The sequence below is a fragment of the Streptomyces spiralis genome (genome assembly GCF_014654675.1).
GTDB lineage: Bacteria > Actinomycetota > Actinomycetes > Streptomycetales > Streptomycetaceae > Streptomyces > Streptomyces spiralis.
Genome location: NZ_BNBC01000070.1, coordinates 1 through 26,304 on the forward strand (window position 1 = coordinate 1; position 26,304 = coordinate 26,304).

Genomic DNA, 26,304 nt, shown 5'->3' on the forward strand with positions numbered 1-26,304 from the left:
CGTGACGATCAGTCGAATTGCTCCGCAATTCGACTAGGAATTCGCTCCGCGAATTCCGAAAAGCGCGCCTAGGGGGTCGGGGGTCCGGTCCGCCCGGTGAGCTGACGTTTCTGAATGGAATTGAGGCTGATTCAGCTTGAATTCTTTCCGCCTTCCTCATCCCATCCTAATCGCAAGGAAAGTTCATGAACCCTCAGATGACCCGGCAAACTGATCTTGCGTGAATACCGGGTTAGTTATTTGTAGTTCGGGACGGTACGTCCATCGAAGGCCGTTCGGCAAGTCATGGCCAGAGCACGGGCCGTGCGTGGATGATTGCTGTCTGATCCGGGCGCGCCAGCGCCCGAGCGCGGAGGCCCGCCGACGCGCAACTCAGGCCTCCGGCCCCGATCCCCGATGCCGCCGCGCCGCCCATGCCCGCCCCCACCTCCTTCTCTCATTCGTGGAGAGAGAGCGGCAGCAGAGGGGATGTCAGCTCCCTGACCATGGGCGAATGGCCGTCTGACCTGTGGCGATCGGAGGCCGGCCGCCAGGCGGGGGCAGGAGATGGCGCAAGAGATGGCGCAGGAGTTTGCGCGTGGGGTAGTGCAACAGATCAGTGCTACTGTATTATGGAACATGTCGAAGGGTGGCTCCCTACCGGCACCGCCGAACGTTCGTCGACAGAAAGGCGTAAGCGTGGAAATCGTCATCAGCGGAGGCAAGGTGGCTCCCAGCGCGGACGAGATCACGACTCCTCAGGCCGCAAAGGCCCGCCGGATCGCCAATTTCCTCCCGCGCCCGGAACTCCTTCGAGACGCTGTCATCGTTCACAACCAGGACGAGAACACCACGTCCATTCGGTTCGACACCACGGCCGGACCTATCCGGGTTCTTCTGCCCGTCGCTGAGGAGTTTGAGTTCCACGTCATCCACGACAGCGACACTGGACCGCGCATTCTCGGAACGTTCCGAGGCGCAGCCCTTTCGGTGCGAGCCGTCGCATACCGCATCAGCGAATTCCTGCGGACTCGCGGCCTGAAGTAAGGGCATTCTCGGGGGTCCGGTCCGTCCGGGCCCCCGGTCAAGCCCAGACCCTCAGCAATCGAAAGGAAGTCACCGTGAGCATGACGAGCATTGAGCCCGCGCACCGCGCCGTTCCGGCGAGCGAGGGTGAGCGAGAGCAGATGGAGGCCGCCTTCCGGGCCGCCCTGGAGCAGCTCCCCGAGAACACCGGTTTCCCGCACGACGCGCGCGAGTTGGCCCGGCCCCTGTTCGAGGTGGGGTGGATTTCGGGTGTGCGGACCGGACACACTGGGCCTGCGCTGGCCGATGTGCCCTTGCCGCCCCACACGTTCGGTACGGCACTGTCCAACTTGACCGCCGCCCTGCGCGCGGACAGCGGCCCCAGTATCGGGCAGTTGGTCAGCTATCACGGGTCGCAGGAGTGCTGTCACGGCCGCTATTGGGTGACGCGCATTGAGCGGGTGCTGGACCGCCGAGGACGAGAGTCCGTGCTGTACCGCCTGAGCGAGTATAGGAACGGCGCGTTCGTCACAGCGCTGACCGGAGTTCACGCGTGGAGCATCACGGCACTGCCCCAGCACTGGCAGTAGTGAGCCCGTGCGGAGGGCTACTGATGTCGTAGCCCCAGGTCAGCGGGTCATCCCGGGGGTGGGGCGCACCGGAGATTTAATCGGTTGCCCCACCTCTGGAGATAGGTATTATGGAACCAGTTCGGGAGGGTTGGCCCCCTACCGGACCCCGCCGAAAGTTCGTCACCAGAAGGGAAGCCCAAGTGGCTCACGAGATCGAGCAGTTCACCGACGGCACCGCCGCTTTCGCCTCCGCCAACACAAGCGCGTGGCACAAGCTGGGCACCGTCACCGACGGCGCGATGACCGCCGAGGAGGCCATGCGCATCGCGTCCCTGTCCGGGTGGAACGTGCGACTCCTCCCCCTGACCGCGACCGAGATCACGGCTGACGGAACCACGCCGGTGGAGGTACCGCAGCACTTCGCGACCGCGCGCACGCACCCGAAGACCGGCCGCACGCAGACGCTCGGAGTGGTCGGCAGCGACTACCACCCCGTCCAGAACGAGGAACACGCCGAGTTCCTCAACCTGCTGGCCGACGAGTCCGGGGCGCACTTCGAGACCGCCGGTTCGCTCAAGGACGGCCGTCAGGTCTTCCTGACCATGAAGATGCCGCAGGGTCTCACGATCGGCGGGAACGACGACGTCGATCTGTACATCGCAGCGTTCAACAGCCACGACGGAGGCAGCGCGTTTCGCATCGTGGTGACGCCGGTCCGGGTGGTGTGCGCGAACACCATGCGCGCGGCCATCCACGGGGCCCGCTCCTCGTTCGTGGTACGGCACACCGCCGGAGCCAAGGCCCGAATCGCGCAGGCCCGTTCCGCCCTCGGTCTGACCTTCCGGTACGCCGAGGAGTTCGAGAAGGCCGCACAGCGGATGATCGAAGCCGAGATGACGCTCAGTGAGCTGAAGTCGGTGGTGGACGAGCTGTGGCCGGTCAAGGACAGCGACCACGCCCGTGCCAAGACCAACCAGCGTCAGCGGTGGGGGGCAATCTCGAACCTGTTCGAGTACGCCGACACACAGGCCGGTATCCGGGGCACGCGGTGGGCCGGATACAACGCGCTCACCGAGTACGCCAACCACGTCGCCCCCACCCGGGGCAAGACCGACGCCGACAAGGCTGCCGCCCGCGCCGAGCGGGTCATCAGCGGAGCGGCCAACGACCTGATGGAGAAGGCATTCGCCCTCACCACGGTCTGACCCCCTGACCGCCGGGCGGGCACCCAAACTCCCCCACGGGGGTGCCCACCCGGCCCCACCGGCCAGCAGTGGCCGCACCCGCCCCGAGCGCGGAGCGCTCAACCACCCATCAGGAGCGCGGAGCGCTGCCCGCCGGCCCCTGCCGCGTAGCGGCAGCGCGTCGCGTCTGCGGAGCAGACCGCGCGCCAAGAACACGCCACCCCTCCCTGCGCCCAGGCCGCGCCGGCGGACGCCCAGCAGCTCGACACCCACCGCCCACCCACCACCCCACGGAAGGCCATCCATGCCCATGCCGAAGTGGAAGATCAAAGGCATCGTCGACGACATCACCGAGTGCGGTTGCTGCGGCCGCCGCGGACTCAAGCGCACCGTCGCGATGATGCCGCTGGACGCCGACGGGAACGAGGACGGCACCGCCGAAGACGTCGTGTACTACGGCACGTCGTGCGCCGCTGACGCGCTGAGCTGGACGCAGGGCAAGGTGACCGACACCGCGCGCGCCGCCCAGGCCGAGCGGGACCAGCGCGACAACTGGGCGCGCCGGATGATCAGCATCTACGCCCCGGTGGAGTTCGCCCCCGTACGCGACAAGGCCCGCGTCTACTACGGCCGCAACCAGCACCAGCGGGACACGGGCGTGAAGGCGACCGAGGAAGTGGCGAAGCTGCTGGCCCAGGCCCGCGCCACGCTGGCCGACACCACCACCGGCCCGGCCCGCCCCTCGCGGATCGAGGACTGCCGCCGCTACCTCGTGATCTTCACCAGCGACGAACGGATCTCCCTCGTACGGCGCCTGCCGGAGGAGGAGGCCGAGCGCCAGGAGCAGGCCGCCGCCGCCCAGCGCCGCGCCGACGACATCCGGGGCAGCGTCCTTGTCGTGGCCGCCCTGGACGCCGAGGCCGCGCGCGACGTCGCCTACGCCGACGAACTGACCCGCGAGTGGAACACGAAGGCCTGGCAGGCAGCCCATGCCTGAGACCACCCCCGCACCCAGGTTGTTCATCGGTAGCCACGTCACCTACCACGGCAGCATCACCGAGATGCACGACCGCCCCCTGTACCTCATGCCGTGCACATGGTTCGGACACTGCGACGCCTGCTGGGAGCAGGACGACGAGTTCGGCGAGCAGCACCCGATGGAGCGGGACCACTTCATGGCGGTCGACCTCACCACCGGCCGCCGCCTACACCACGCCCGCCGAGCGCACCTGACCCCGATCCCGCACGAGTGGCCCGCAGACGCCGTTGCGTTCAACATCAACGGCTACTGGTACGCGGCCGCCTACACCACGGCAGGCGGAAGCGGCCGGGCCCGGGCGGTGCACTTCTACACCACCGAGGACTTCATGGGGCGCACCTGGTGCCACTTCCGGAAGCCCACGCCCGACGTGCGCCACCTGAACGAGCAGGGCCGCCGCCGCCCCGTCATCTGACCCTGTCCCGCGCGCCACACCACGCGGGACACCCCGCCCGCCGCGCGCAGCCGGCCCCCAACCCGTCGCCCCGCTGGAATCACCGTGACGAGCCCGCACCCCGACCAGCCCGCCCGCACCGACCGCCGCACCCTGCCCTACCCCGGAGACGAAGCGCGATCACCGCCGCCCACGACCACGCGCACCAGGCATTCGCCCAGCCCTTCACCGCCCTGGGTGCCGGACGTCACCGCCTGCACCACGCCGCGGTGGACGTCGAAGGCCGGCATGCCCTGGCCCGCGCCACCGTCGACGTGACGACCGCCCCCGCATGGCACCTGAACGCCGACCCGCACGAGTTCACCGTCATCGAGGCCGCCGTGACGGCCGCCCTGGAAGGCAGCTGCACCGTCCTGGCCACCCTGGTCGTACAGACCGAGCAAGCCCCGGGCCCGATCGTGTGCGGGTGGCGGATCAAGCGCGGATGGCTGCACGGCATGAGGACCGCCGCGGTGCAGGCCGCCGTACGACCCTGCGGGGGCAGCTCAGCGCCCGTCGCCCGCGCGGTTCCTGCCGGACCCATCCGTCACCGGCTGCGGCCCCCGCCCGGCCCCAGCGGGGGCCGGGACGCCCCGCCAGCTCCCCATTCCGTACCGTATGCCCTGTGAGGAGACACCCTGTGATCACCATTGGAACCCCGTCCGGCACCGTCCGCGCTGTTCCGTCCGAGGCGGACGCCACCGGCAGCGTGCTCTACACCCTCACCGGTGCCGCCAGCGGAACCGTCCACGTGACCGCGACCAGCAGCCCCGCCCGATGGGACCGCTTCGACGCCGTCCGCGCCAGTCTCGGATCCGTCAGCGCACACGAGCTCCCCGCCGAGCCGCTGGTACGCATCCGCGGCCGCGCCTACCAGGGCAACACGGTCCGGGTGCTCGCCCACTCCGCCGATGTGCCCTGGGGATGGCAGGGCCCGATGTCCCTGCTCGACACCGACGACCGCCCCGCGCCCGAGCAGACCAGCCAGACGCTGACCGGCATCCTGCGCGCGTGCGCCGGCGACTACGCCGCGCGCAGCGACTTCCCCAGCCTCCAACACGCGGCCCGCCGCCACGACACCCCGCAGCTGCTGAAGTGGCTGGACGCGATGATCTCGCACGCCGAACGGACACAGACCCGCTGGCTGGACGAGGCGGAGGCCCACCGGACCCAGGCCACCCGCAGGTCTGGCCGCGTGGTGGACGCTGGCCCGCTGGTACACCGACCGCCCGCACCCGATGCCCCGGACCGCGAGAGCCTGGCCCACCGAGCCGAGTACCTGCCGAGCCGAGACAGCAGGGGCGCAGCCGCGGAGGAAGGCCGCCGTCTGACGCTCTTCCGGTCGCAGTACGAGGGGCTGACCCGGCCCGCCGCCGCGTCAGAGAGCGAAGAGCGAGCGTACTTCGTGATCGGTCGGTGGAGGGGCGGGGGCGACTTCGACAGCTGGCACGTGGAGGAGGCCCCCCGCCGATCCGGCGAATGGGCCGACGTCCACGAGCAGCGCCAGGAGGACGCCGAAGGGATCTTCGGCAGCGTCAACGTCGTCTACGCCGCCAGCCCGCAGGCAGCAGCCGACCAGGCCCGCAGGGAAGCGCGCGAGATCAGCGACCGCATCCACCGCGAGCGCACCCGGCCGTAGGCCGACGAGTCCGCGCCGGGATGGCTTGCCGCCAGGCCGCCCCCGCCCCCGCCCCCGGCCCCGGGCCCGGGCCGACCGGGCAGGTGTTCCCGCGGCGGACTCCAAGGCTCGCCGATCGGCCAGCCCGTATCTCCCTGCGGCTGTCGGTCTGATCCTGGCCTAATCCATGTCCTGGTCGCGGAGCAGCCGTCGGCCGAGGTCGTCGGCCCATTCCTGGGCCCAGGCCATCAGCTCGTCGATCAGTGCGGGAGGCGCGCCGTACGCCTCGAGTTCGGCGTCGTCGAGCCAGGCGACGGCGGTCAGCCGGGTCTGGAGGGACTCGAGGTCGAAGCGGTCGCGAGCGTGGCGGCGGCCGAATTCCTCGAGATCGGTCGTGGTCCAGCGGCGCGAAGCGGCGAAGACGTCCAGTGCGTCACGGGCCAGGCCTCGCTCGGCCAGCGCGCGGACCTTGGTCCCGATCACGTCTTCCTCGGCGAGCACCGGCCCGTAGGCGCTGGAGGCAGCTGGCCGGGTGAAGACCTCCTTGAGGACGTCCACCTCGCACGTCTCCTGGACGCCGGAGCGGGTGTCGGTGGCGTTGAGGCGCGCGGAGAGCGGGGCGACTTCGATCACCTCGATGTGCCAGCCGCGTGCGGTGAGCCCCTCGGTGAGGGTGCGGACGATCTCGTCCATCGGTGCGGGGTTCTCGGTGGCGACATCCAGGTCCTGGCTCGGGCGTGCGAGGAGTCCGTGGGCCTGGACGGCGTAGCCACCGGTGATCACCAGAGGGTACGGGGAGCCGATGGCCAGGACGTCCGCCAGCAGGCGGGCGTGCATGCTGGGAAGTCTCACGCGGCCGCCGGCCCCTGGTGGGTACGCCGTCGCCGGGCCGGGGGCCGGGCGGGAGGAACGTCGGCCAGAGCCCGTAGTTCCGGAAATCGGTCTTCCCACACACCGCGGACCGTGGTCGAGACCAGGATCCGCAAGGTGGGCCACGACCGCAGGAGGATGTCGCGGTTCAGTAGCGCGCACAGGTCCTTGCGCATGCCCTCTGCGAGGACAGTGCGGTACAGGCTCATCCGTTGACGCTCGTTAGCGAGGTCGAAGGCACGCAGCCCGGACCAGACAACGGTGGTGGGCGGTTCCACGACCCCCTCCGCGGGACCCCGCAGCTCAACCAACGAGTCCGGCAGCCGGCGCCTGAACTTCTCCCGGTAGAGCTCCACATCCGTGCTGCCCGAGCCTGAGTTCGCGGCCGCGTCTGCAAGGGGCGGCGCGGGAGCTGGGTGCTGCGGCGTGGCGGGCATACCCCCATTATGACGGCTGTCGCCCGGCGCCAGACGACGGTGGAAGGGAGACGGGGCAGCCCTCGCGAGTAGGGGCGGTCGGCCAGCCAGGCCGGTGGGAGGGCCATCTCTCGTGCAGGCTGGCGCCCACAGCATCGAGGCCAAGCTGTTCACGGTCACCGCCCAGCCCGCCCGCGCCCCGACGAGACCCAGTCCAAGGCCACCGCCCAGCACACGGCCGACCACATCCCACAGCTGCTACTGCCCGCACAGACCGCCGCCTTGACCGGACTCCTCGACCGCGCCGCAGCGCCGGGTAACGATCTCCGAGCAGCCGGAACGCCGCCCGCTGGGACTGACCACCCGGTGCGCCGTCACCTGAGGGAACACTCTCGACGGCCCCTCCCGCGCCCTGGCACCGTCTATGGCCGACGCTCTGCGCCGGGCCGGGCTGGCGACGACGGAGCCGCACGGCAGCGGCGACGTGTTCTTCGCCGAGCCCCCAGCCGAGCAGCCCGACACACGGTTCCAGATCGCCCCTCCGCCCAGGGCGAAGGCTGGGAGGTGGTCGACCAGTACTCCGGCGCGTGCGGACGTACGACGACCAGGAGTGGGGCCGGGGATCGCCGAGCGCGTGAACAGTGAGGCGGACGCCGCCCGGCGCGCTGCTGTCGCGTCGCTGGACCTGCCGGGGCTGTCGGAAGATCTGGTCGAAGAGGAGCAATGGCGGGCTCTGGCCGTGGAGTTGGCCACCGCCGGGCACATGCCCTACGGCCTGGATGGCGTCGACTACACGCAGACGCCGGGATTCCACATCTACCCCAGCGGGGAGCCGGGTACCGCCAAAGTGGCACGGCTGCTGGAGCCCTGGGGAGCGATCCGGCCCGGAGCCCGCTTCGAGGCCCCCGAACGCGAAGTCGCACGCTACGACGAGGACATGGAGGCCTACGCGCGGCTCCTGACCAGGCCCGACCGGACGGTGGCCGTCATGCTAGACGGCATCCAGGTCACGTACAGCAACCCGCCGACCAGGCCCTGACCTGCGCGTTCCGGGGCAGCGTCACGAAAACCGGTTGCCCCACTGCGGTGCGGGCGGTGGCAGGGTGGATTCGTCGGGGGTGGGGGGCGAGGGCAAGGAAACGAACCCTCCGACCTCGTAGCCGGGGAGCCGTCAACGTCTCAGTGGCTGGCACGCGGGAACGTGCCCCAATGCAGACTTCACTTCGCGTTCCGTGTGTCCTTGAGGTTGCCCCAGTCCCAGCGAAAGAGCGGGAGACCGAGGGAGCCGAGGAGGTCGTATGCCTCGCGACCGTCGATCTGGGCACCGCCGGTCACCTCCGCGATCAGGTCCGGGCCGTAGTAGAGGCCAGAACCGACCAGGATGAACAACTCCCGGTTGCGGAGATCGTTTTGATGGAGAGAGCGGAGCCGGGCCGCGGCGGCGTGGATGTCGCGCCGAGTAATGGTGTGGGTCTTGCTGCCGATGGTACGGGTGACGCTTTCGGGGTGGGTGCTCATAGGTGGGTCTCCGTGGTCAGTTGACGGGGATCGGGCAGGCTCGATCGGCGATGATCCGGCGGAGGCACCCGGAAGGGGGCCGGATGCACGGGCCGCAGGGCAAGCGCGCACGGTTCGGTCCAGTTCAGTTGACAGCACAGCCCCGCAGCAAGTCCACAAAGGAGCAGATAGTTACAAGGGACGCGCTCGTAGCGTGGGCTGAGTCGCGGTACCCAGACAGCCAAGGCATCGTGCGCTCGCACCGTAGAAGGAGCTCATTAGGAACCCAGGCTCGCCCGCTGCAGCCGCCGCGTGCCATGCCCCGGCTGCATTGCGCACAGCTCAAGACCTGCCTGCCGCATGCCGGGCCAGGTCTGCCCTTCCCCGTCCCGGCATGCGGCCCCTACAGTGGACGAAGAATGACCATGGACACTAACCACACCGCCCTGCTTCTCGACCTCGCCGCCCGCTCCCAGCACCTCAGCAACCGGGAGGCGCTGCAGGGCCTCCTGGCCACAGGCCACCGCGCCTGGTGCAAGGGCTTCGCCGACGTCCAGGCCGGCGTTGACCGGGAGGCCATGAGCCTGTCCGACGCCGAGCTCGCCGAGCGGTGCGCCGCTGCGTGCGTACCGTGGGAGCAGGGGATGACGCGCAGCGAGGCGGTCTCCGCTCTCGCCTTCATGACGTGGGATGCCGCGCCGGCCGCGATGGCCTACACGGAGCTGGAGGAGCGTGCGGCGCACTTCGGGGTGTGCCTGCTGGGCGAGGAAGTGATGTAGGACGGCTTTGGCGTCAGGCTGGACAGCAAACCATCTACTTTGGCATTATCGAACATGTCGCGCTCGTCCGAGTGCCGGCACCGCCGTGCTGATCCTTCCAAAGAGGCCCTGATGTCTTCCGCCGACCGGCTCGTGGACACCACGCAGATCGTGTCCGAGTTCGGCACGAGCAAGCCCCGGATCAGCGACTGGAGCAACAACCCGGACAGTGGTTTCCCCGCGGTCGCGCACACGGAAGGCCGCAAGCGGTTCTGGCGCCACGACGAGGTCGCGGCGTTCTTCGCGCAGCGTGCTCCGAAGAAGCGCGCGCTGCCGGCCGCGGTACTCGAGGCCGACCAGGACGAGCTGCTGACCAAGCGGGAGGTGTCGCAGCTTCTCGGCTACACCCGCACGTCAACCATCGACGGCTACTTCCGCGACCGGCCCGGTTACTTCCCGGAGCCCGACGCGGACGTCGACGGTCCGATGTGGCGCCGCGGCACGATCGTGGCCTGGGTCGCCAGCCGCCCCGGCAAGGGCCGGCGCAGCTCCGCTCCGGCGGCAGCGCGGCATGAGGTGTCGGCGGACGGGGACCCCGACGAGCTGCTCGGTACGGCCGAGGTCGCTGCGCTGCTCGGCTACGGCAGCCCGGCTTCCTTTTCCAGCGCCCTCTACCAGGGGCGCATCCCCGAACTGCCCGAACCGGACGCCCTGCAGAAGGAGGAAGGCAGCCGCGGCCCGGGCCGCAAGAAGTGGCGGCGGGCGACCGTCGTCGCTGTCGCCCGCAAGCGTGGTGTGCTGCCGCCGGCCGACCAGGACGAGCACGAGGACCTGGTCGGCGCCTCCGAGGCAGCCCGGATCCTCGGATACGGCAACGCCGACAGTTTCATCAGTGCGCTCGGGCACGGGCTCCTGCCCGACCTCGAGCAGCCCGACGGATACGAGTACCGGCGCGGCAGCGCCGGCCGTCCTCGTCAGCAGCGCTGGAAACGCTCCCGCCTCGAGGAGCTGGCCGCGCGCCGCTCCTCGACGTCCTGACTGCAGCGCACCGACCCGCCTCGCAGGCGGGATACCGTAAGACCGCGGCCTCTGGTTTAAGGGATCGACGAACTCCCGGCGGGCCAGACGCCGCACGATGGCCGGTATGGAGAGGCCAGCCACCCCTCCCCCGCGAAGCCACACAGCTCCGCGGAACCGGCCATCACCCCTTTTTCGCCCGACCACGCATGGCAGTTGTCAGCAAGGCAACGCAGGGCGTGGACACCGCAGCTCGCCTGCCCACGACCAGGGCCATGGGCGGTCCGACCATAGACCCGACCACGCATGGCCAGCCCCTGTTCTCGAGGGCTGCGCAGTCCCTTCCCAGGTAGCGTGCACAGGCTGCTGCGTACTCAAAGCCGTGCACCTGCCGACTGACGGGCACTGCTTGGGTCCCATGCGCAACGCGGCACCCTCTCGTCGGCCTGCACGAACCGGTACCCCTGCTGGGGAGAACACCTCTGCGCACGCTGCGCGCATGGTTTTGAAACCCGTCTATTAGGCATTCTGCGGCCAGTGGTGAGGCGCGCCACTCGAGGCTGTCGGTCGGGTCCTCGTCCGCCCGGCCGCTGGCTCCAAGGGTGCGGCGCCGACTCCTTCGATCTCGGTCAGCGGCCACCAGAGTCCACACTCCGCTCAGCAGCAAAGGCAGATCGGGCCACCCCGGGGGCCGTCGGGGGCCGACCCCCACAACCGCCGCAACATGCGGTGACACCGATCCGCTGCCACGAACGATCCGCGTCACACACTTGGTGCGGTCGGCGGGTCGCCGGGGAACTCGCGGCTCGGTGCCGACTTACGCCCCGTGCCGCTGAGCTCTGCGATGCTTGGGGCAACGTGCGAAAGGGGCGGCGTTCATGCAGTGGAAGACCCATGGCGAACGGCAGATCTACACCAACCAGTGGGTGAACCTGTGTCTGGTGGATGTCCAACAGCCCGACGGGCGCCGCTGGGAGCACCATGTCGTGCGTCTGCGGCACCTCGCCGTGGCTGCCGTCGTGAACGATCGCCGCGAAGTGCTCATGATGTGGCGGCACCGGTTCATCACCGACGCGTGGGCGTGGGAGCTGCCCATGGGGCTGATCGAAGACGGCGAGACGCCGGAGCAGGCGGCCGCCCGTGAGGTGCTGGAGGAAACGGGCTGGCGGCCGGGGCCGCTCAAGCCGCTGATCTATGCTGAGCCGGCGAACGGGATCACGGACTCCCAGCATCACGTCTTCCGCGCGGCCGAGGCCACCTACATTGGACCACCGACCGAGAAGAACGAATCCGACCGCATCGAGTGGATCCCGCTCGCTGACGTGCGCGGCATGATCGATCGCCGCGAGATCGTCAGCAGCGGCTCGCTGGTCGGCCTGCTGTACGTGCTCATGGACGAGGCGTTCGGCTGAAGCGGGCGGTTTTCAAACGGTGAGGAGCTCCCGCAGCCGGCCCTCGAACGCTGTGGCGACGGGCTCTTTGCGATAGGGGCCCAGCAGGTTGTAGAACTCTTTGAGGTGGCCAGTCACCCGTGGGGACGCCACGGCTGAGGCTCGCTCCAGTGCCTCTGTGGCAGTTTGGCACGCCTGGTCCAGTTTGCCTTGCTGCAACTGGATCCGGGCGAGCCAGAAGGCGTGGAAGGCGCGGCCCCTCTCGTTGGTGCTGCGGCTTTCCCTGCGCAGAGCATCCGTGACCAGTGGCTCGGCGGTGGCTGCCTCGCCCAGACGCCCGTGGGCGATCCCGGTGTCCGCGATCAGCTTGGGCTCGTCGAAGTAGGTCACCCAGGCGGGGTCGGGATCGCCCTGCCGGATTCGCTTGAACTGCTGATGCGCATCGAAGATGGCCGTGTGGGTGGCGTTCCGGTTGCCGAGGGTGGCGTGCGCGAAGGCTTCCCGCATGGACAGCATGGACAGTACGCGCGGTGTCGTGCCTACGGCATCTCGGGCTTCGTCCTGGGCTGCAGTGACGTAGGCCAAAGCGTCCCCGGGTTTGTCTTGGTAGGTGGCCTGGAGGCTCATGCATGCCAGCACGTTGGCCATGAACTGGCGGTCGTCGATCTGCTTGGCCAGTTGCAGGGCCTCGGCGAAGTACGTACGGGCCTGACTGTACTGGCGTGCGTCGAAGTGCGTCCAGCCGGTCAGGCGCGCCAGTTCAGCTGCCACGGCGTACAGCTCGTGCTGGACGGGCTTGTGCCGATCCTCCTTGATGAGCTCGACGACGTACCGGAGTTGGCCGACGACCGCCGGCCTCAGCGCTTCTCCTCCGTGCTGGTCGTCCCGGCGCCAATAGTCCTCGATCGACGCTCGCAGTGCCTTGAGTGTGGAAGGGCTCGGGCGGGTCCGTGAGGTCAGAGCAAGGAAGCTGTCCGCGTCTAACCCCGGCAGAGCGCTGGGTACTGCCTCCTGTTGTGGTTCCTCACGGCGGGGCAGTTGCCGCTCGGTGGTGGTAAGAGCGGCAGGCGTCTCCCATGGACGCCGGGCAAGTCCGACCATGTGGCCAGGGATGCGCAATCCGTCGGCGACACGCTCGATCACGTCCATGTGGACCAACTGCCGACGCGCTGCCATGACTTCGCCGACTCGGCTGGGCGTCAGGTCACAACGGCGGGCGATCATTGACGGGTAGATGCCCGCATGGACCTTGACCAGCCGGAACACGCGGGAGAAGTCACGGACGCGGCATGCCTCGATCATCTCAGGGTCGGTGAGCAGCCGGGCAGGAAGCTCCTGCGGACGGGACGGCTCGGCCATCGCAAAGCTCCCAGGTCGAGGACTACTCAAGGTTGCTTTAGGTCACCTGCCGTGATGATACCCAACTTGGGTAATCAGCCGGGCCTTTCTGCGTGCTTTCCGAAATCGCGAAGCTCTGAGTATGGCGAACGAACAGACGACGGCCGCGGCGAGACAGGCGCAGTCCTCCGACTCCGAGCCGGTTCGTCCCGATGGTGATGCGGCGGTGGCCGTCACCGGCAGTATGTCGCAGCCCGCGGTGGGGACTTTGCTGGTGGACAGCCGCAATGGCCGGGTGGGCGTGGTCATGAGCCACGAAGGCCCCTACGTCCAACTCCGGCCGACACTCGGAGGAAGGGAGGGAGTTGTCTCCATGTCCCCAAGACACGCCGGATCGAGCCTGTTAGAGGCTCTGCCCCACGCCAGTGATGCTGTTCTACCGGGCTTCGGTATAGCGATCCGTTCCGAGCCGGCGAGCGTGGAGGTCGCGCGGCGCGTCACAAGGGCGTGGGCCCACTATTGCCGACTTCCCGGCGACCTGGTCGATGCATTCTTGATCGTGGTGTCGGAGCTGTGCACGAATGCGGTGCTGCACGGGCGGTGCGACGTGTTCGACGTACGTGGCTGGATGACCGCGGCAGGCGAACTCCGCTTGGAAGTCCACGACAGAACACCTTCGGCGGTCCCCGAACCGCAGCAGCCCCGTGCCGGGGTCGAGCATGGGCGCGGGCTGCTCCTGGTGGATGCTCTGGTCACGGACCTCGGCGGCTCCTGGGGCTTCACCGAGGACGGCACGTGCGCGTGGTGCACCATCGCTGTGCCCGGGCAGGGGCGGTGACCGCCGTCGTGCAGCACGGGAGGCATCCTGTACCTCGGTGGACGCCTCCTGTGGAGCCTGAGGTGCTCCAGGACATGCTCGCCAGGATCCGCCGGTGGCAGCCGTTCGACGGTGATGCGCTCCTGGAGGATGTGGGGGCCGTGCTGGATGACTGCATTCCGACCGAGCAGCACGTGGATGAGCTCGCGCAGCGTCTGCGCGGCCACCTGGTGCGACTGGTCGACATCGCCGTCGCCACCGGGGCCGAGCAGCGCGACACCGCCACAGCCGGGCTGGTGGAACGTGCGCACGCCGTGTGCCGTGAGGCGGTGCCTTGTGACCGCTGGAAGGCGGTCGGTTACCTACGCCGGATGGGTTGGACCGTGCAGGAGCTTCATGAACGGCTCGTGGTCACGGACTGCTTGAGGGAAGCGGCATGAGCCCGGTCCTGGTAGGCCGAGCCAGAGAACAGACGAGAGAGATGACACCTTCCGTGCGTACTGCCACCGACACAGGCCTGGTCCCCTTCATCACGTTGCGAGAGGGGGAGGAGGCCGCGCCCGACAACCTGATCATCCTCTCCTCGCCTTCGGGGCTTCGCCTGTACTACGCCGATGAGGACCCCCGCGACCGGGACCTGCACGGCGTCCTCATGGCACGGTGCAGCTTCACCATGGACCGGCACAAGATGCCCACGGGCAGGCCGCAGTGGAAGCTAATGCACCCCCACCGGCAGATGATGACCATGCAAGCCATGCGCTGCCAGATCTGCGCCGAGCCCGCCCGGACCCCCCTCGGGTTCGTCTTCCTCGCCGGGCCCGGCACCATCGACCCCGAGCAGGCGCCGACCCTGACGAACCAGCCGCCCGTCTGCGCCCAGCACGCCGTCCCAGCGGCACGGCTCTGCCCGCACCTGGCAGGCCACCCCATGGTGTTCATCGCGCGCAGCGCACCCCTGTACGGGGTGCAAGGCGCCCTCTACGGCTACGGAGAAAGCGGCGTCCAGGTCGTGGCTCAGCCCGACGAGCCGCTGCCCTACGGGCACCCGAACCTGCCCACCTTCCTCGCCTCGCAGATCGTGCGCCGGCTGGGCTCCTTCCGCGTCACCGGCATCGACGACCTGGAGCGCGAACTCAAGCACGCCGCATAGACCCCGCCCGATGGCCCGGATACCCCTGGCCGTGGCCATCGGGCGGCCCAAGCTCCCGGCGCGGGGACTCACTCCGACCGTTCCCCCACGGCAGGCCCGCCCCCGCGCCGGGGCCCGCCTTGAGAATTGGAGAGGCACCATGCACAGACTGATCACCAGTCCGTTCCTGGGGCAGTACCTCGTCCTCCGGCCCGGTCACGCCAAGGGTGTGGGCATACCCGAGTCCCGCTACGAGGAACTGCGCACGGCCGTCGCCGACGACCAGCCAGCCCCCTCCTGGCTGCGCGACGCGACCGCAGCGGCCTGGCAGATGCCCCTGCCCGCCGAGAGTCTGCGCAATGTCCTCTTGGTCCGCGAGCACTCTCCGTGCGGGTACGTCAAAGCGTCGTGGGAGATCAACCTCGGCTGTGACCACGACTGCGGGTTCTGCTACCTCGGGGAGAAACGGTTCGAGGGCCTGGAGTGGGACGACAAGGTGCGCCTGCTCACGATGCTGCGGGACGCCGGCGTGCTGTGGCTCCAGATCACCGGAGGCGAGGCCCTGATCGACCGGCAGTTCGCCGCCGCGTACGAGTACGCCACCGGCCTCGGCATGATGATCCAGATCTCGACGAACGGCAGCCAACTCCACAAACCGCGCATGCAGGAACTGTTCGCGCGGCTGCGGCCGTACCGGCTGACGGTGAGCCTGTACGGCGCCACCGGGAAGACCTACGACGCCGTCACCCGTAACCGTGGCGCCTTCGACCGGTTCACGCGTGGCCTGGACGCCTCCCGAAAGGCAGGACTGCCGGTCCGGCTGAACATCATCGTCGCCGCCGAGAACGCGCACGAGGTCGACGCGATGGTACGCCTGGCCGAAGACCGCTGGGGCTTCCCGTACCAGGTGTTCACGAACATGTCCCCGACGATCCACGGGGAGGCCGGCCCGCTCGCCTCGCAGGCCCAGAAGTACGTGAAGACCCGCCGCGTCTTCACCGGCTGCAACGCAGGTCACACGTTCTTCCACGTCGATCCGCACGGCATCGCGTCCATCTGCAAGATCGGCCGCGACCCCAGCGTGAACCTCATGACGGAGGGCCTGGAAGCCCTCCCCCGACTCAGCAGCATCGCTGAGTCCCTACAGCTCCGCACCGGTGGATGCTCCGACTGCTCGAAAGTCGGCACATGCAGGACATGCCGGCCGCTGGCCAAGCTCCACCAGGAGGCGGGGGACAACCGATCGCTCTACTGCCAACACGGAGGTTACGGAGCATGACACCGCCCACCGCAGCACCGACGCGGCCCGCACCGGTCCCGGTGACCATCAGCCTGCGCCCGCCCGCGCAGACCCCCGGCACCCTGCCCGTGCCGCTGCCCCCGCCCTCGGTCCCCGAGGGCACCTTCCAGGTCATCGACGACCTGGACCTCGACGTCGCCGAGTCCGCCGGATGCAGCTGCTCGGCCGGTGACGACCAGCCCTACTAGACCGAAAACTGCGCCACCACGCTGCCCCGGCCGTACGCTGACCGGGGCAGCCCCACCCGCCCGCACCCGAGGAACAGCGCCGTGTCCATCCCCCGCCGCCACTTCCACGACCTGCCCGCCCAAGCACGCCAGGCCATCGCCGACAAGGCGGGCCCCGTCCACGCCGCGCGCACCGCCGACGGCGGACTGAACTCGGGAATCGCAGCGTTCATCGACACCGACCACGGCATGATGTTCGTCAAGGGCATCCCCACCGATCACCCCCAGGCACCAGCGCAGCGCCGCGAGGCCGCGATCGCTCCCCACCTTCCCCGTGCCTGCCCCCGCCTGTACTGGCACATCGAGGCGGCCGGCTGGGATCTCCTCGGGTACGAGGTCCTCCAGGGACGGCACGCCGACTACGCTCCCGGCTCCGCCGACCTTCCCCTCGTCGCCGCGGCGGTCCAGGAGCTGCAAGAGATCACCGCGCCGACGGACATCCCGATCAAGGCAGCCGAACAGCGCTGGGCCGCGTACGCCCCGCCCGGCACCGCCGACCTCTTCGCCGGGGACACCCTCCTGCACACCGACCTCGCCCCGCACAACGTACTCGTCGACGACCGGGCGCACATCATCGACTGGGCCTGGCCCACACGCGGCGCTGCATGGATCGATCCGGCCGTCCTCATCCTGCGCCTACTCGAGACCGGACACTCCCTGGCATCGGCGAACACCTTCGCCCACCGGTTCCCGTCCTGGCACAGCGCACCGCCAGCGGCCGTGCAGGCATTCGCCGCCGCCAACGCCGCCGCCTGGGCAGAGATCGCCCACGCCGACACCACGCCGTGGAAGACGGCGATGGCCCGCCACGCCGCCGACTTCCACTCCCACACGCTCACCATCCCCCACAGGTAAACGGGGACGTCGCGGTCACCGCGGTACAGGCGGAGCTTGCGCTCGTTCTTCTCGCCGCAGATCCGGCGAAGGACGTCGAGCACCGAGGCGTCCATGGCCAGGACGGTGTCCGCCCAGTCCAGCATGTCGAGGGTGATCTGCCGCGCACGGTGGGCGGTGAGGTCGAGGCCGAGCCGCCGGACGGCCTCGACCATCGCTTCGTGGGCGGGCTCGCCCTCCCACTTCCCGATCAGCCCGCCCCGCACGGACGTCCAGCTCGGCGGCTACGCGACAACCCACCGCATGGAAGCGGTCCCCGGCCGGCGGCAGGGCGGCCGACCATCACCGTCGAAGAGGGGGTGGCCCGCTACGCGACCTGGCCGACCAAGACCCCCGAAGCGCTCCCCGCATGGCTGACGGCCAAGTCCGCGGCCACGACTAGCTGATCAGATGACCGGTGGCCGGTGGCCGGCCCAGGCGGGTCATCCGCCACACCGTGGACCACCTCATCGGCCGACGCGGCGGACACGGGGTGCCAACGCCCTCGGCGAACCCGCCGAACCAGGCCCTCAGCCCCGCCGCCGACCGTGTGCGGACCACGGTCACAGCGGTCCAGATACCCAGATAGACGGGAACGAGGAGGGCGGGAAGGTGCCTCTTGGCAAGCCAGACCCGGTTGCGGGCCACCATCCGGTAGAAGACCGCGTGCCGGGTCGGCGACGTCCACGGATGCCGGAGCACCAACTCCGGCTCATAGAGCACCTTCCAGCCCGCCTCCAGCGCCCGCCAGGCCAGGTCTGTCTCCTCGTGCGCGTAGAAGAACGGCTCCGGCCAGTCACCGCCCGAAGGAATCTGGTCAGTTGATGCCACTCCTCCGGTGCGCCGACCCCGGTCGGAGCGGATTTGCGGAGTCGTGCTCAGCCCAGCCAGACAATATCCAGGAGGTACAAGCGCCCAGCGGCGGGCGTGGTTCGGGGAGCCCGAGGCGGCCCCTCCCCGCGGGTGCGCGGGGAGTACTCGGCGATGTAGCCCGTGCCGCCGATGGCAGTGGGACCATCCCCGCAGGCGCGGGGAGCACTTGTCCACGGCCGCCTTGGTGACGGAGTTCTCGGGACCATCCCCGCGGGCGCGGGGAGCACCCGGGCCGACGCCGTCGATCGGGTCGAGGGCGGGACCATCCCCGCGGGCGCGGGGAGCACATCATGCCGCCGAGCCCGGCGCGGTTGACGTCGGGACCATCCCCGCGGGCGCGGGGAGCACATGAACGACGACAGCGTCACCCTCACCGTCCGGGGACCATCCCCGCGGGCGCGGGGAGCACCCGGCGATTGGCCCGAAGGGCTGGGCGTTCCTGGGACCATCCCCGCGGGCGCGGGGAGCACGGCTGGAGCCGGGTGGGCGGCTTGGGCGGGTGGGGACCATCCCCGCGGGCGCGGGGAGCACACCTTCAGGTCGTCGCCCTGCGTGATGCCCTCGGGTCCATCCTCGCTGGCCCGCGGGAGCACGTGGCCGACCTCGCCATGCTGCTCGGCAGGTCGGGACCATCCATGCCGCGCAGGGAGCACATAAAACGGCTCAGGCACGGCCCCCTGTCCCACCCCGCACCCACGAGCCTCGCCAAGTCCGCTGCGCCGGCACCCACCATGACGGGAAACCATTACTGTCGGTTGATGCGCCGGAACCGCGCGCAGAAGGCTCTGCCCTGTTTACCTCACGAGGATCAGTCCGCAACTGTAGGCACGCGCATGGCCGATGCCCTGGGTGAGGGCGGCGACAAACGTCTTCGGGTCGGTCACCGTGAGGGTTCCTTTGATCTCCGCACGAGCGATGCGCAGGCCCTTGTGCGGTGCCGGACTGGAGACTCGCGGGAGCATGCGCAAAGCGAGTCGCTCGGTGTCCGTATCGGCCCCGATGCGGGTGACACCGTTGGGGGCTACCGCGGGTTCGCCGGCTGGCTGCAGACGGTGCGAAAACCACGTCCTCACGTGCTCGGGGCGGGTATGGGCGACGCGGGTGCCGCGCGTCTTCAGCGGTGAGCCCGGCGCGGGCGGAATGCTGCGGACCGGATTGACGACCGTGCGGAAGTCGACACGGTCGCCGGTGCGGAAAGTGCGGTCTACGGTGAGGGTCTCTGGTGCCTCGGCCAAGGCTCCCCGGGGAATGTTGCTCCAGTCGGCGGGGACGGACGACTGAACCACCAGGTTCAGCCGTGCCTGCCGGAGATCGACGGTCCAGGTCGACAGGATGCCCATCTGGGAACGGGCGTCAGGGCTGCCGTTGTCCACCCAGCCGAGGAAACCGCTCATGACGGTCCGGTGCATGTCCTGTGCGTCGATGAGCGATTTGGCGGCGAAGGGGTGCCGGGCGTCCAGGGTCAGCAAGGTGTGCGTGGTGACGAACCTAGCGGCACCACCCGGGCCTGTGGGCGCATGCGACGTGGTGGCTGTCGTGTTCACAGGATGATGTCCCATCCGCGGGCGTCTGAAGCGATAGTGATGCGGTGACGGGTCTCCCAACGGAGGCTGTGGACGCCGCCGTCCGCGCCGAACCGCACGGGCTGGTCCGACGGGGGGCCGATGCCGGAGAGCGGGCGCAGGCTTTCGATCCAGGCCCACGGGCGTACGTCTGTCACCGGAGCCTGCGGTTCGCCTTCGTAGCAAGGATCTTCTGGGAGCAGGGCGTGGGTCTCGAATACTTCCCTGAGGGTGCCTGGAACGACGCCTAGAGCGAGGTCGCCCGAGGGCGGACAGGCCTTACGGCCGAGCCAGAGCAGGCGCTTGGGATGCTCCAGGGCGTTAGCGATCCGCTCCAGGAGTGCTGCATCGGGGTGCTCCAAGCCGACGAGGAAGGCAGCGTCGGCGAGATACCAGCGCTCTGTGATCAGTGCGTGGCGGCGGACCTCTCCGGAGACGAGGGCTCCCGACGTCGGGTCCGCGGTGACGTACTTTGGAGAGCCGTACCAGGCTTCCAGCTCCCCGCGGCCGAACGGGCCGGGCTCCGTTCCCTCCGGGGCCGAGGCCGTCACGGCCTTTGCGGCCCGTTGGTGGTCGGTGAGGAGGTCCCGGGGGCGCAGAGGGTAGGTTCCTCCGCCGACCGTGTGGTAGTCGCGAAGCGGCGTGCCGGGCCGGTCGGCGCGGACCCCGAAGCGGACCTCGGCGAGTTCCCCGAGGGGTTCCTCCCGGGCGAGGCCTAGAGCTGCGGCGCACAGGCCGATCACGCCGGACTTCGTGGGACGGGTGTGTGTGTCACGGCGCGCGAACCGGCCGGTGAGGCCCCACGATTGCAGAGGTCCGGCCAGCCGGACGAGCAGGACGTGCGGATCGTTCACGGGGTCAGGTCCTCGGCTCGCTCCACCACGGTCAGTGACTGCGGCAATCCCAGCTCCGCCAGGAGTGCGTCGATCTCGGGGTCGTAGGTGAGCACCCGCGCGGTACGCAGGTCCTCGCGGCGGCGGCTGACGAAGGTGTGGTGGCGCAGCAGCCTGCGAACGGCCGCGGGACCTGCCGGTCCCTCCCCGCCTGCCGACACAGGGCTTTCGTCCACTGGCCGTTGAAAGGCGGACGCGTAGTTGTAGGGACGTTCCCCCTCGAATGCGAGAACGAGCGCGGGAAGGGATCCGGTGGATGCGGTGGAGTTCTTTTTCGCCTCCGGGAACGCCTCCACGAAGGCGTTCACGAACTCCTTCTCTGCCTCGGTCGCGGCCGTCTCGGCCTCCTGCCCGTCCATACCTGCCACCCGCAGATTGGTGCGCAGCTGGATGCGGTCGAGGACGGCATGCCGGTAGAAGGTACCGGAGATCAGGGACTGGTACCCGGTCATGCCGGCACCCGCTTCGTCGGCGGCGTCGAGGAAGCTGAGGGCGGTGCGCTTGCGATCCAGTTTGGCGTCGTCGGCGGCCGCGTAGAAGTCCTCGATCTGCTCGGCTTCGTGGACGGTGAAGGCGTGTCCGGTCTGGACGGCGCCGTCGACGTTCGGAGAGTCGGGGATCTCGGCCAGAAAGCGGCCATAGAGAGCGATGTCCACAGCGTCGCGGGGTGCGAGGGCAAGCAGAACGGCGTCGCGCGTGGCCTTGGGCAGCGGCGGCAGAGAGACGGACGCGGCAGGTTCCGCCGTGGAGGTCTCCTCAGACTCTTCCGTCTCCGGTGACGATCCGGCCTTCTTCTTGGCCCCACGGCGGGATTTCTTCGCCGCCTCGGCGCGGGCCTGGGCTTCGAGGTAAGCGTCGCGCCACTCCTCGACCTCAGCGGCCTGCCCGGCGATGTGGTCCGCGATCCTCGATGCAGCATCGGATGGCGCGAAGACGAGCACCTTCGTCAGGTTGGCCACCGTCTTCTTCTTGGGGTCACCGAACTTGAGGCCGCTCGCCTCCATCACGGCGCGGGCCGTGACCAGGGTCCTCTCCTTCTCCCAGCCGTGGGCGGACTCGAGCTCGCGTCCGGCCAGGATCGCCCATTCCCGGGTGCGGACGCCCATGCTTCGTCCCTTGAGCGCCCCGCGTCCGGTGTTGGCGCGGTTGCGGGCGTGGACCCGCTCGGCCCGCCGACGGGCCTGACTGGTGATCATGTGGCGTTCCACGCCTCCGAAGACAAGGGTCTTGGGCTGGGCGTTCTCGTCGCGCACCGGGAGGACCGCCGCCAGGGTCTCGATGAGGTGCAGGGAGAGGAATTGACTGCGAAGTGCCTCGGTCACGAGCTGGTGTCCTTCCGCGTCGTCGGTTCGTTCTGTGGTTCCCGGTCTCGTGCCGGCGGGGTGTGGAACTCGACCGACCATCGGTAGGCGACGCGCGCCTTGCGGTCGTTCCATTTGATGAGGTCCTCGGTCAGTCCGGTCCAGGACGGGGGCGGCTGTTCTCAGGACCGCAGCCGGGTGACCGCATGCTGGAGGTGGCGCCAGGGGATGCGCCGGCTGGCGACGATCCGGTCCAGGAGGCGCTGGGCTCCGGGGTTGTTGGGCCCGCGTCCGGTCCCGTCTCCGATCCGGCGGGCTGCGGCGCCGAGGCTGCCGTGGCCGTATGAGGGCGCGGGGCGCCCTTGGTGGTAGATCGCGAACAGGAAGGCCATCTGCTCGAACAGGTCGCGGTGGTCGTCGCCGCCGTACCAGCCCGCGCGGATGTGCGCGTTGGTGCCGCCGCTGGCCCGGCGCAGCTCGGCGAGGGTTCCGTACTCACGGTTGCGGACGAGGGCGGTCAGCCACGCCGTGAGCGCCGCACTGTCGTGCAGAAATGGAGGCCGCTCCGGATTGGTGCTGGCCGACAGGTCGTGCTCAGTCACGCGCGATCTCCCCTCGTAGTTCGGCCGGGGCCCGGTCACCGGACATGGCGTCCTCGAAAAGCCGCACGGCGCGGGCCCGCGCGCGGTGGTTGCGGTCGCTGGGCGGCAGGGCGTCGAGGCGCTGGAGCATCTGGGTGCGGGCCGTCGTCATCAAGCCCGTCGCGTATTCGATCAACGGCTCGGAGACCGGGTCGTCGTCCTCCGGCCCTCGGTCGATCACCTCGTCCAGCAATTCGTGAAAGGGGTCCTCGGCCGCGGGCCAGAAGGCCCACCGGGCATCGAGTCGCGCCACCTGGCCGGCAGGCCAGGTGCGGAAAGCGTTGGACCCGCTCCTGGCCGATGCCCATGTTCGGCGGCCATGACGGAGCGGGCCCGAGCGCATGGCCGTCTGGACGCGGTGGACAGGCTCGTGGAGGAGATCCTGTCCACCGCTGCGGGGCGTTATCGATGCGGTGGGCGGGCACGGCGCAGTCACCCCGCTGCGTGAGGGAAGAGGAAGGTGTAGGAGAGCAGACAGGGCCGGGCCCTTCGGGCCCGGCCCTGGATCTGACGGGGTTCAGGCCGCCAGGCGGGCGCCGCGGCGCCACACCGCGCGGGTGTTGAGGGTGTCGGTGATGGTGGTGGTGGGGTCGCCGTCGACCAGAAGCAGGTCGGCGCGCAAGCCCTCGGCGATCCGGCCTCGGTCGGAGAGGCGGAAACGGCGGGCGGTTGTGGCGGTGGCCGCGCGCAGCGCCGCCGCAGGGGTCAGACCGGCCGCCACGAGGTGCTGCATCTCCTGGTGGACGCTGGCGCCGTGCGCAAGGCCGCCGAGGAAAGGCATGGGCTGGGAGACGTCGGTGCCCACCAGCAGGTCGACCCGGGCGTCGGCGAGGGCCTTGACGCTGTCCAGAACGTCCTGGAGCTTGCCCTGGGGGTAGTGGCCGAAGCAGGAGCGCAAGGTGGCGTCCCAGTCGCTATCCAGGCGGGAGGCCACGCGCGGGTCGTCGGCGAGTTGGTCGCCGGTGATGCCCATCATGGAGGCGTTCAGCACGGTGCAGGGCACGATGAACACCCCGGCGTCTTTGACCATCGCGATGATGTCGTCGGTGGCGGGTTCGACGAACAGGTGGACCAGGCCGTCGATGCCGGCCTCGATGGCCATGCGGGTGGCGTCGATGGTCAGTGCGTGGGCGACGGTCAGCGCGCCGTGCTTCTGCGCTGCGGCCACCCCGGCGTTCAAGGTGGCCTGGTCGAGCATGGGCAGGCCGGGGTGCCCTTCAACACTGCCGTCGTCGATCATGAACTTGATGTAGTCCGAGCCGTGCGCGAGCAGCTGCGGAATGGACGCCGCGGCAGCCTCGGGGCTGGTGGCGTCGGGGTGGTGGGGCGGCTCGCCCCGGTGCCCGCCGCCCTGTCCGCCGCCAGCGGGCCTGCCCGGGTGGAAGTCCTCGGGGAACAGCTCGCTCGGGTGCCCGCCGGGCGGGGTCAATGCAAAGCCGGACGAGCGCACATCGGCCACCGAGTCGTCCTCGCTGATCGGTGTGCGCCGGTCGCGGGTGTTCGCGCCCTGCATCTCCAGTTCGGTGGTGACGCCGAACTTCAGGGCCAGCGCGAGCGAGGCACGGTCGGTGTGGACGTGTGCGTCGATCAGGCCCGGCAGCAGCGTCGCTCCGGTTCCGTCGACGATCTGGGCCCCGGCCGGGGCGTCGCCGCCGACCTGGACGATCCGGCTTCCTTCGATCACGACGGTGGTGACGCCCAGCGGCTTCTCCCCGTCAAAGACCTGTGCGCCGGAGATGGCGGTAGTGCTCATGATCGTGCCTCGCTTCGGTGGACCAACCCAACGATCAATACCTTAAGTCATATATATATGTTACGCATGTCGATCTGGCGTGTTGTAGATTATGGGCGTGACCAGTCAAGGACAGCCTGTGCCCTCCGACGACGACTCGCTCCTCGATGACGTGGGGCCGGCGCTATCCCGGCTACGCAGGCGCGTGGGCTCCGGACGTGGGGACCTGACCCGCAACATCGTCCTGAACGTGGTAGGCGACGCGGCAGGCCAGATCACGGTGGGGGGTGTTGCCGAGGAAATGGGCGTCGCTCAGCCGGTCGCCAGCCGTGCCATCGCCGCGTGCATAGCGGAGGGCCTGCTGCGCCGCGTCGCCTCCCAGCAAGACGGGCGCAGCAGCCTGCTCGAACTCACCGACGCGGGAGAGTCGGCGCGCAGGGCCTACGCCACTGAGCAGCGTCGCGCCTTCGAGGAGATCACCGCGAACTGGGACAGTGCGGACCGCTTGCAGTTCGCGCGCTTCCTCACCCGCTACGGCCGGGACGCGAGCGCCTGGACAGCCCGCGGTAAGTCGGAAGGTTGAGCCGACCGCTCAGTGAAGGCCATAGGTGCCCTCGACTGTGCGAGCCGGCCTGGCCGCCCTCCGTCGCGGTCAGCCGCTACTCCAGCGCATCCGAGGAGGCCGACGCGGGCGGCTCGTTGGTGGGTTCGCCGACATTTTCGCCGGCGATGCCGCCCATGGTGTGTTCGGCCTCGACGATGGTGAGCAGGGTCTTGGGGGCCGGGCTGAGCTTTCACCGCCCCGGACCACCTGATACCCCCTTCGGCACGGTCTCCGCGAGACTGGTAGCGCAGCAGCCTCATCGGCGGATGTCACCCTGACACCGGGACGACATCACGCCAACAAGCTCAGACGGCGGTCCGGCCCCCATCGACAGGAAGAATCGCGCCGTGTACCCAGGAGGCGGTCGCGAGGTAGGCCACGGCCTGTGCGATCTCCTCAGGGGTTCCGGGTCGGCCTGCGGGCGCCTGTGCTGCGGCAGCATCGAGTGCATCGCCCAGGATGGCGGTGCCCTCGGTCCGAGTCGGTCCTGGGCTGACGGCGTTGACGCGCACGCCGCGGGGCCCGTACTCGGCTGCCCAGGACTTGGTGAGCAGGACCAGGGCGGCCTTGGACGACCCGTAGAGGGCCAGATGGGGGACGCCGAACTCAGCAAGCGGGGTGGTCACGTTGATGATTGCGCCGTCTCCTCGCTCGGCCATGCGTGGTGCCAGCTCGGCGACCAGGAAGAAAGGCACCTTGACGTTCACGGCATAGACGCTGTCGAAGTCAGCCTCGGTCGCCGCATCGGTGGGGCCGAAGGGAAAGATGCCAGCGTTGTTCACCAAGATGTCGACGTGGCCCTCGCCCAGCTCGAGCGAAGCGCGGGCGAGGCGCCGAGCTGAGCTCTCGTCACTGAGGTCTTCGGCCACGAAGGTGCCCGCTCCGCCCGCTTCAGTGATCTCGTTCACGGCCTTTTCACCGCGGGTGGTGTCGCGGCCGCTGAGGACAACCTTGGCGCCCAGGGCAGCGAGATGGAGGGCGGCGGCACGGCCGATGCCACTGTTGCCGCCGGTGACGAGCGCGGTCTTCCCTGAGAGTGATGGCATGGAAATCTCCTGCTGGTCTGTGATCAAAAGCCGGGAATCAGAAGCCTGAGGCCCCCGATGGTGGAGGGCTTCCTCATGCGACTTACGGCCGATAGGTACGTTTGTTGGTTTGTTGGGTGCCGGCCATGCGGAGCGGTGCAGAACAGCGGTCGTTCGGCCGGTCTGAAT

The 26,304-nt window shown here is 69.3% G+C and carries 29 protein-coding genes, 4 pseudogenes and 1 CRISPR repeat array; of the genes and pseudogenes, 18 read left to right on the forward strand and 15 right to left on the reverse strand.

Going from position 1 to position 26,304, the window contains the following annotated elements; all coding sequences use genetic code 11:
• Nucleotides 1-678: 678 nt before the first annotated feature.
• From IE318_RS40735 to IE318_RS40765, 7 genes are all read left to right on the forward strand, one after another.
• On the forward strand, nt 679-1,026 hold the full coding sequence (locus tag IE318_RS40735) for a hypothetical protein (RefSeq protein ID WP_189907921.1): 348 nt from the start codon (nt 679-681) through the stop codon (nt 1,024-1,026).
• Nucleotides 1,027-1,100: 74 nt separating this feature from the next.
• On the forward strand, nt 1,101-1,595 hold the full coding sequence (locus tag IE318_RS40740; protein ID WP_189907922.1) for a hypothetical protein: 495 nt from the start codon (nt 1,101-1,103) through the stop codon (nt 1,593-1,595).
• A 182-nt stretch (nt 1,596-1,777) separates the two neighbouring features.
• Nucleotides 1,778-2,782 carry a DUF932 domain-containing protein gene (locus IE318_RS40745; RefSeq protein ID WP_189907923.1) on the forward strand — a complete coding sequence of 335 codons (1,005 nt, stop codon included), beginning with the start codon at nt 1,778-1,780 and terminating at the stop codon, nt 2,780-2,782.
• A 283-nt stretch (nt 2,783-3,065) separates the two neighbouring features.
• Nucleotides 3,066-3,758 carry a hypothetical protein gene (locus IE318_RS40750; RefSeq protein ID WP_189907924.1) on the forward strand — a complete coding sequence of 231 codons (693 nt, stop codon included), beginning with the start codon at nt 3,066-3,068 and terminating at the stop codon, nt 3,756-3,758.
• On the forward strand, nt 3,751-4,215 hold the full coding sequence (locus IE318_RS40755) for a hypothetical protein (protein ID WP_189907925.1): 465 nt from the start codon (nt 3,751-3,753) through the stop codon (nt 4,213-4,215). Before IE318_RS40750 ends, IE318_RS40755 begins: the two co-directional genes overlap by 8 nt.
• Before the next feature lie 248 nt (nt 4,216-4,463).
• On the forward strand, nt 4,464-4,862 hold the full coding sequence (locus tag IE318_RS40760; RefSeq protein WP_189907926.1) for a hypothetical protein: 399 nt from the start codon (nt 4,464-4,466) through the stop codon (nt 4,860-4,862).
• 11 nt (nt 4,863-4,873) lie between these two features.
• On the forward strand, nt 4,874-5,872 hold the full coding sequence (locus IE318_RS40765) for a hypothetical protein (protein WP_189907927.1): 999 nt from the start codon (nt 4,874-4,876) through the stop codon (nt 5,870-5,872).
• 159 nt (nt 5,873-6,031) lie between these two features.
• Here the strand turns inward: IE318_RS40765 and IE318_RS40770 are convergent, their stop codons facing one another.
• Nucleotides 6,032-6,703, reverse strand: coding sequence for a nucleotidyl transferase AbiEii/AbiGii toxin family protein (locus IE318_RS40770; RefSeq protein WP_189907928.1), 672 nt, complete (start codon nt 6,701-6,703; stop codon nt 6,032-6,034).
• On the reverse strand, nt 6,700-7,158 hold the full coding sequence (locus IE318_RS40775) for a hypothetical protein (RefSeq protein WP_229904097.1): 459 nt from the start codon (nt 7,156-7,158) through the stop codon (nt 6,700-6,702). Before IE318_RS40775 ends, IE318_RS40770 begins: the two co-directional genes overlap by 4 nt.
• 403 nt (nt 7,159-7,561) lie before the next feature.
• On the opposite strand from IE318_RS40775, the gene IE318_RS40780 reads away from it, so the two are divergent.
• Nucleotides 7,562-8,176, forward strand: coding sequence for a hypothetical protein (locus IE318_RS40780; protein WP_189907929.1), 615 nt, complete (start codon nt 7,562-7,564; stop codon nt 8,174-8,176).
• A 179-nt stretch (nt 8,177-8,355) separates the two neighbouring features.
• Here the strand turns inward: IE318_RS40780 and IE318_RS40785 are convergent, their stop codons facing one another.
• Nucleotides 8,356-8,655, reverse strand: coding sequence for a hypothetical protein (locus tag IE318_RS40785; protein ID WP_189907930.1), 300 nt, complete (start codon nt 8,653-8,655; stop codon nt 8,356-8,358).
• 131 nt (nt 8,656-8,786) lie between these two features.
• Nucleotides 8,787-8,893, reverse strand: a pseudogene (locus tag IE318_RS40790) (IS5/IS1182 family transposase); the annotation flags it as partial.
• Nucleotides 8,894-9,053: 160 nt separating this feature from the next.
• On the opposite strand from IE318_RS40790, the gene IE318_RS40795 reads away from it, so the two are divergent.
• The 3 genes from IE318_RS40795 to IE318_RS40805 all read left to right on the forward strand — a co-directional run bounded on the left by IE318_RS40795 (nt 9,054) and on the right by IE318_RS40805 (nt 11,821).
• A complete protein-coding gene (locus IE318_RS40795) occupies nt 9,054-9,413 on the forward strand; it encodes a hypothetical protein (protein WP_189907931.1) in 360 nt (119 codons plus the stop codon).
• Between the two features lie 111 nt (nt 9,414-9,524).
• Nucleotides 9,525-10,430, forward strand: a complete 906-nt coding sequence (locus tag IE318_RS40800) for a hypothetical protein (RefSeq protein WP_189907932.1) — start codon at nt 9,525-9,527, stop codon at nt 10,428-10,430.
• 857 nt (nt 10,431-11,287) lie between these two features.
• Nucleotides 11,288-11,821, forward strand: coding sequence for an NUDIX hydrolase (locus IE318_RS40805; protein ID WP_189907933.1), 534 nt, complete (start codon nt 11,288-11,290; stop codon nt 11,819-11,821).
• Nucleotides 11,822-11,833: 12 nt separating this feature from the next.
• On the opposite strand, the gene IE318_RS40810 is transcribed toward IE318_RS40805, so the two are convergent.
• A complete protein-coding gene (locus tag IE318_RS40810; protein WP_189907934.1) occupies nt 11,834-13,159 on the reverse strand; it encodes an NsdA family TPR-like regulatory protein in 1,326 nt (441 codons plus the stop codon).
• A gap of 121 nt (nt 13,160-13,280) precedes the next feature.
• Here IE318_RS40810 and IE318_RS40815 point away from each other — a divergent pair, with 121 nt between their 5' ends.
• From IE318_RS40815 to IE318_RS40840, 6 genes are all read left to right on the forward strand, one after another.
• Nucleotides 13,281-13,976: an ATP-binding protein gene (locus IE318_RS40815; RefSeq protein ID WP_189907935.1), complete on the forward strand. Its 696-nt coding sequence runs from the start codon at nt 13,281-13,283 to the stop codon at nt 13,974-13,976.
• Nucleotides 13,977-14,038: 62 nt separating this feature from the next.
• A complete protein-coding gene (locus IE318_RS40820; protein WP_229904098.1) occupies nt 14,039-14,395 on the forward strand; it encodes a DUF6415 family natural product biosynthesis protein in 357 nt (118 codons plus the stop codon).
• 53 nt (nt 14,396-14,448) lie between these two features.
• Nucleotides 14,449-15,105: a hypothetical protein gene (locus IE318_RS40825; protein WP_229904099.1), complete on the forward strand. Its 657-nt coding sequence runs from the start codon at nt 14,449-14,451 to the stop codon at nt 15,103-15,105.
• A 139-nt stretch (nt 15,106-15,244) separates the two neighbouring features.
• Nucleotides 15,245-16,363, forward strand: a complete 1,119-nt coding sequence (locus IE318_RS40830) for a radical SAM protein (RefSeq protein ID WP_189907938.1) — start codon at nt 15,245-15,247, stop codon at nt 16,361-16,363.
• Nucleotides 16,360-16,572 (forward strand): hypothetical protein, encoded by a 213-nt coding sequence (locus IE318_RS40835; protein ID WP_189907956.1) that lies wholly within the window; start codon nt 16,360-16,362, stop codon nt 16,570-16,572. Before IE318_RS40830 ends, IE318_RS40835 begins: the two co-directional genes overlap by 4 nt.
• Nucleotides 16,573-16,653: 81 nt before the next feature.
• Complete coding sequence (locus tag IE318_RS40840) at nt 16,654-17,466, forward strand: aminoglycoside phosphotransferase (RefSeq protein WP_189907939.1); 813 nt, start codon at nt 16,654-16,656, stop codon at nt 17,464-17,466.
• Nucleotides 17,467-17,504: 38 nt separating this feature from the next.
• Here IE318_RS40840 and IE318_RS46760 read toward each other — a convergent pair.
• The 8 genes and pseudogenes from IE318_RS46760 to IE318_RS40880 all read right to left on the reverse strand — a co-directional run.
• Nucleotides 17,505-17,711 (reverse strand): annotated as a pseudogene (locus IE318_RS46760) (arsenate reductase/protein-tyrosine-phosphatase family protein); the annotation flags it as partial.
• A 172-nt stretch (nt 17,712-17,883) separates the two neighbouring features.
• A pseudogene (locus tag IE318_RS40850) lies at nt 17,884-18,285 on the reverse strand (glycosyltransferase family 2 protein); the annotation flags it as partial.
• A gap of 209 nt (nt 18,286-18,494) precedes the next feature.
• A CRISPR array of direct repeats spans nt 18,495-18,888; the repeat unit is 29 nt; unit sequence GGGACCATCCCCGCGGGCGCGGGGAGCAC.
• A 263-nt stretch (nt 18,889-19,151) separates the two neighbouring features.
• Nucleotides 19,152-19,826 carry a type I-E CRISPR-associated protein Cas6/Cse3/CasE gene (locus tag IE318_RS40855; protein ID WP_229904100.1) on the reverse strand — a complete coding sequence of 225 codons (675 nt, stop codon included), beginning with the start codon at nt 19,824-19,826 and terminating at the stop codon, nt 19,152-19,154.
• A 71-nt stretch (nt 19,827-19,897) separates the two neighbouring features.
• Nucleotides 19,898-20,773: a type I-E CRISPR-associated protein Cas5/CasD gene (cas5e, locus tag IE318_RS40860; RefSeq protein WP_189907941.1), complete on the reverse strand. Its 876-nt coding sequence runs from the start codon at nt 20,771-20,773 to the stop codon at nt 19,898-19,900.
• Nucleotides 20,770-22,134, reverse strand: a complete 1,365-nt coding sequence (locus IE318_RS40865) for a type I-E CRISPR-associated protein Cas7/Cse4/CasC (RefSeq protein ID WP_229904101.1) — start codon at nt 22,132-22,134, stop codon at nt 20,770-20,772. The genes cas5e and IE318_RS40865 overlap by 4 nt, the downstream gene beginning before the upstream one ends.
• A gap of 161 nt (nt 22,135-22,295) precedes the next feature.
• Nucleotides 22,296-22,715, reverse strand: a complete 420-nt coding sequence (locus IE318_RS40870; RefSeq protein WP_229904102.1) for a type I-E CRISPR-associated protein Cse2/CasB — start codon at nt 22,713-22,715, stop codon at nt 22,296-22,298.
• Nucleotides 22,708-23,007: a hypothetical protein gene (locus IE318_RS40875; protein WP_189907943.1), complete on the reverse strand. Its 300-nt coding sequence runs from the start codon at nt 23,005-23,007 to the stop codon at nt 22,708-22,710. The genes IE318_RS40870 and IE318_RS40875 overlap by 8 nt, the downstream gene beginning before the upstream one ends.
• Before the next feature lie 264 nt (nt 23,008-23,271).
• The gene (locus IE318_RS40880) at nt 23,272-24,507 is read right to left on the reverse strand and encodes an amidohydrolase family protein (protein WP_189907944.1); all 1,236 of its coding nucleotides are present in this window, start codon (nt 24,505-24,507) and stop codon (nt 23,272-23,274) included.
• A 91-nt stretch (nt 24,508-24,598) separates the two neighbouring features.
• Here IE318_RS40880 and IE318_RS40885 point away from each other — a divergent pair, with 91 nt between their 5' ends.
• Nucleotides 24,599-25,069: a MarR family winged helix-turn-helix transcriptional regulator gene (locus tag IE318_RS40885; RefSeq protein ID WP_189907945.1), complete on the forward strand. Its 471-nt coding sequence runs from the start codon at nt 24,599-24,601 to the stop codon at nt 25,067-25,069.
• Nucleotides 25,070-25,172: 103 nt separating this feature from the next.
• Here IE318_RS40885 and IE318_RS45725 read toward each other — a convergent pair.
• Nucleotides 25,173-25,277 (reverse strand): annotated as a pseudogene (locus IE318_RS45725) (chlorophyllase); the annotation flags it as partial.
• A 118-nt stretch (nt 25,278-25,395) separates the two neighbouring features.
• Nucleotides 25,396-26,136 carry an SDR family NAD(P)-dependent oxidoreductase gene (locus IE318_RS40890; protein ID WP_189907946.1) on the reverse strand — a complete coding sequence of 247 codons (741 nt, stop codon included), beginning with the start codon at nt 26,134-26,136 and terminating at the stop codon, nt 25,396-25,398.
• Nucleotides 26,137-26,304: the final 168 nt, after the last annotated feature.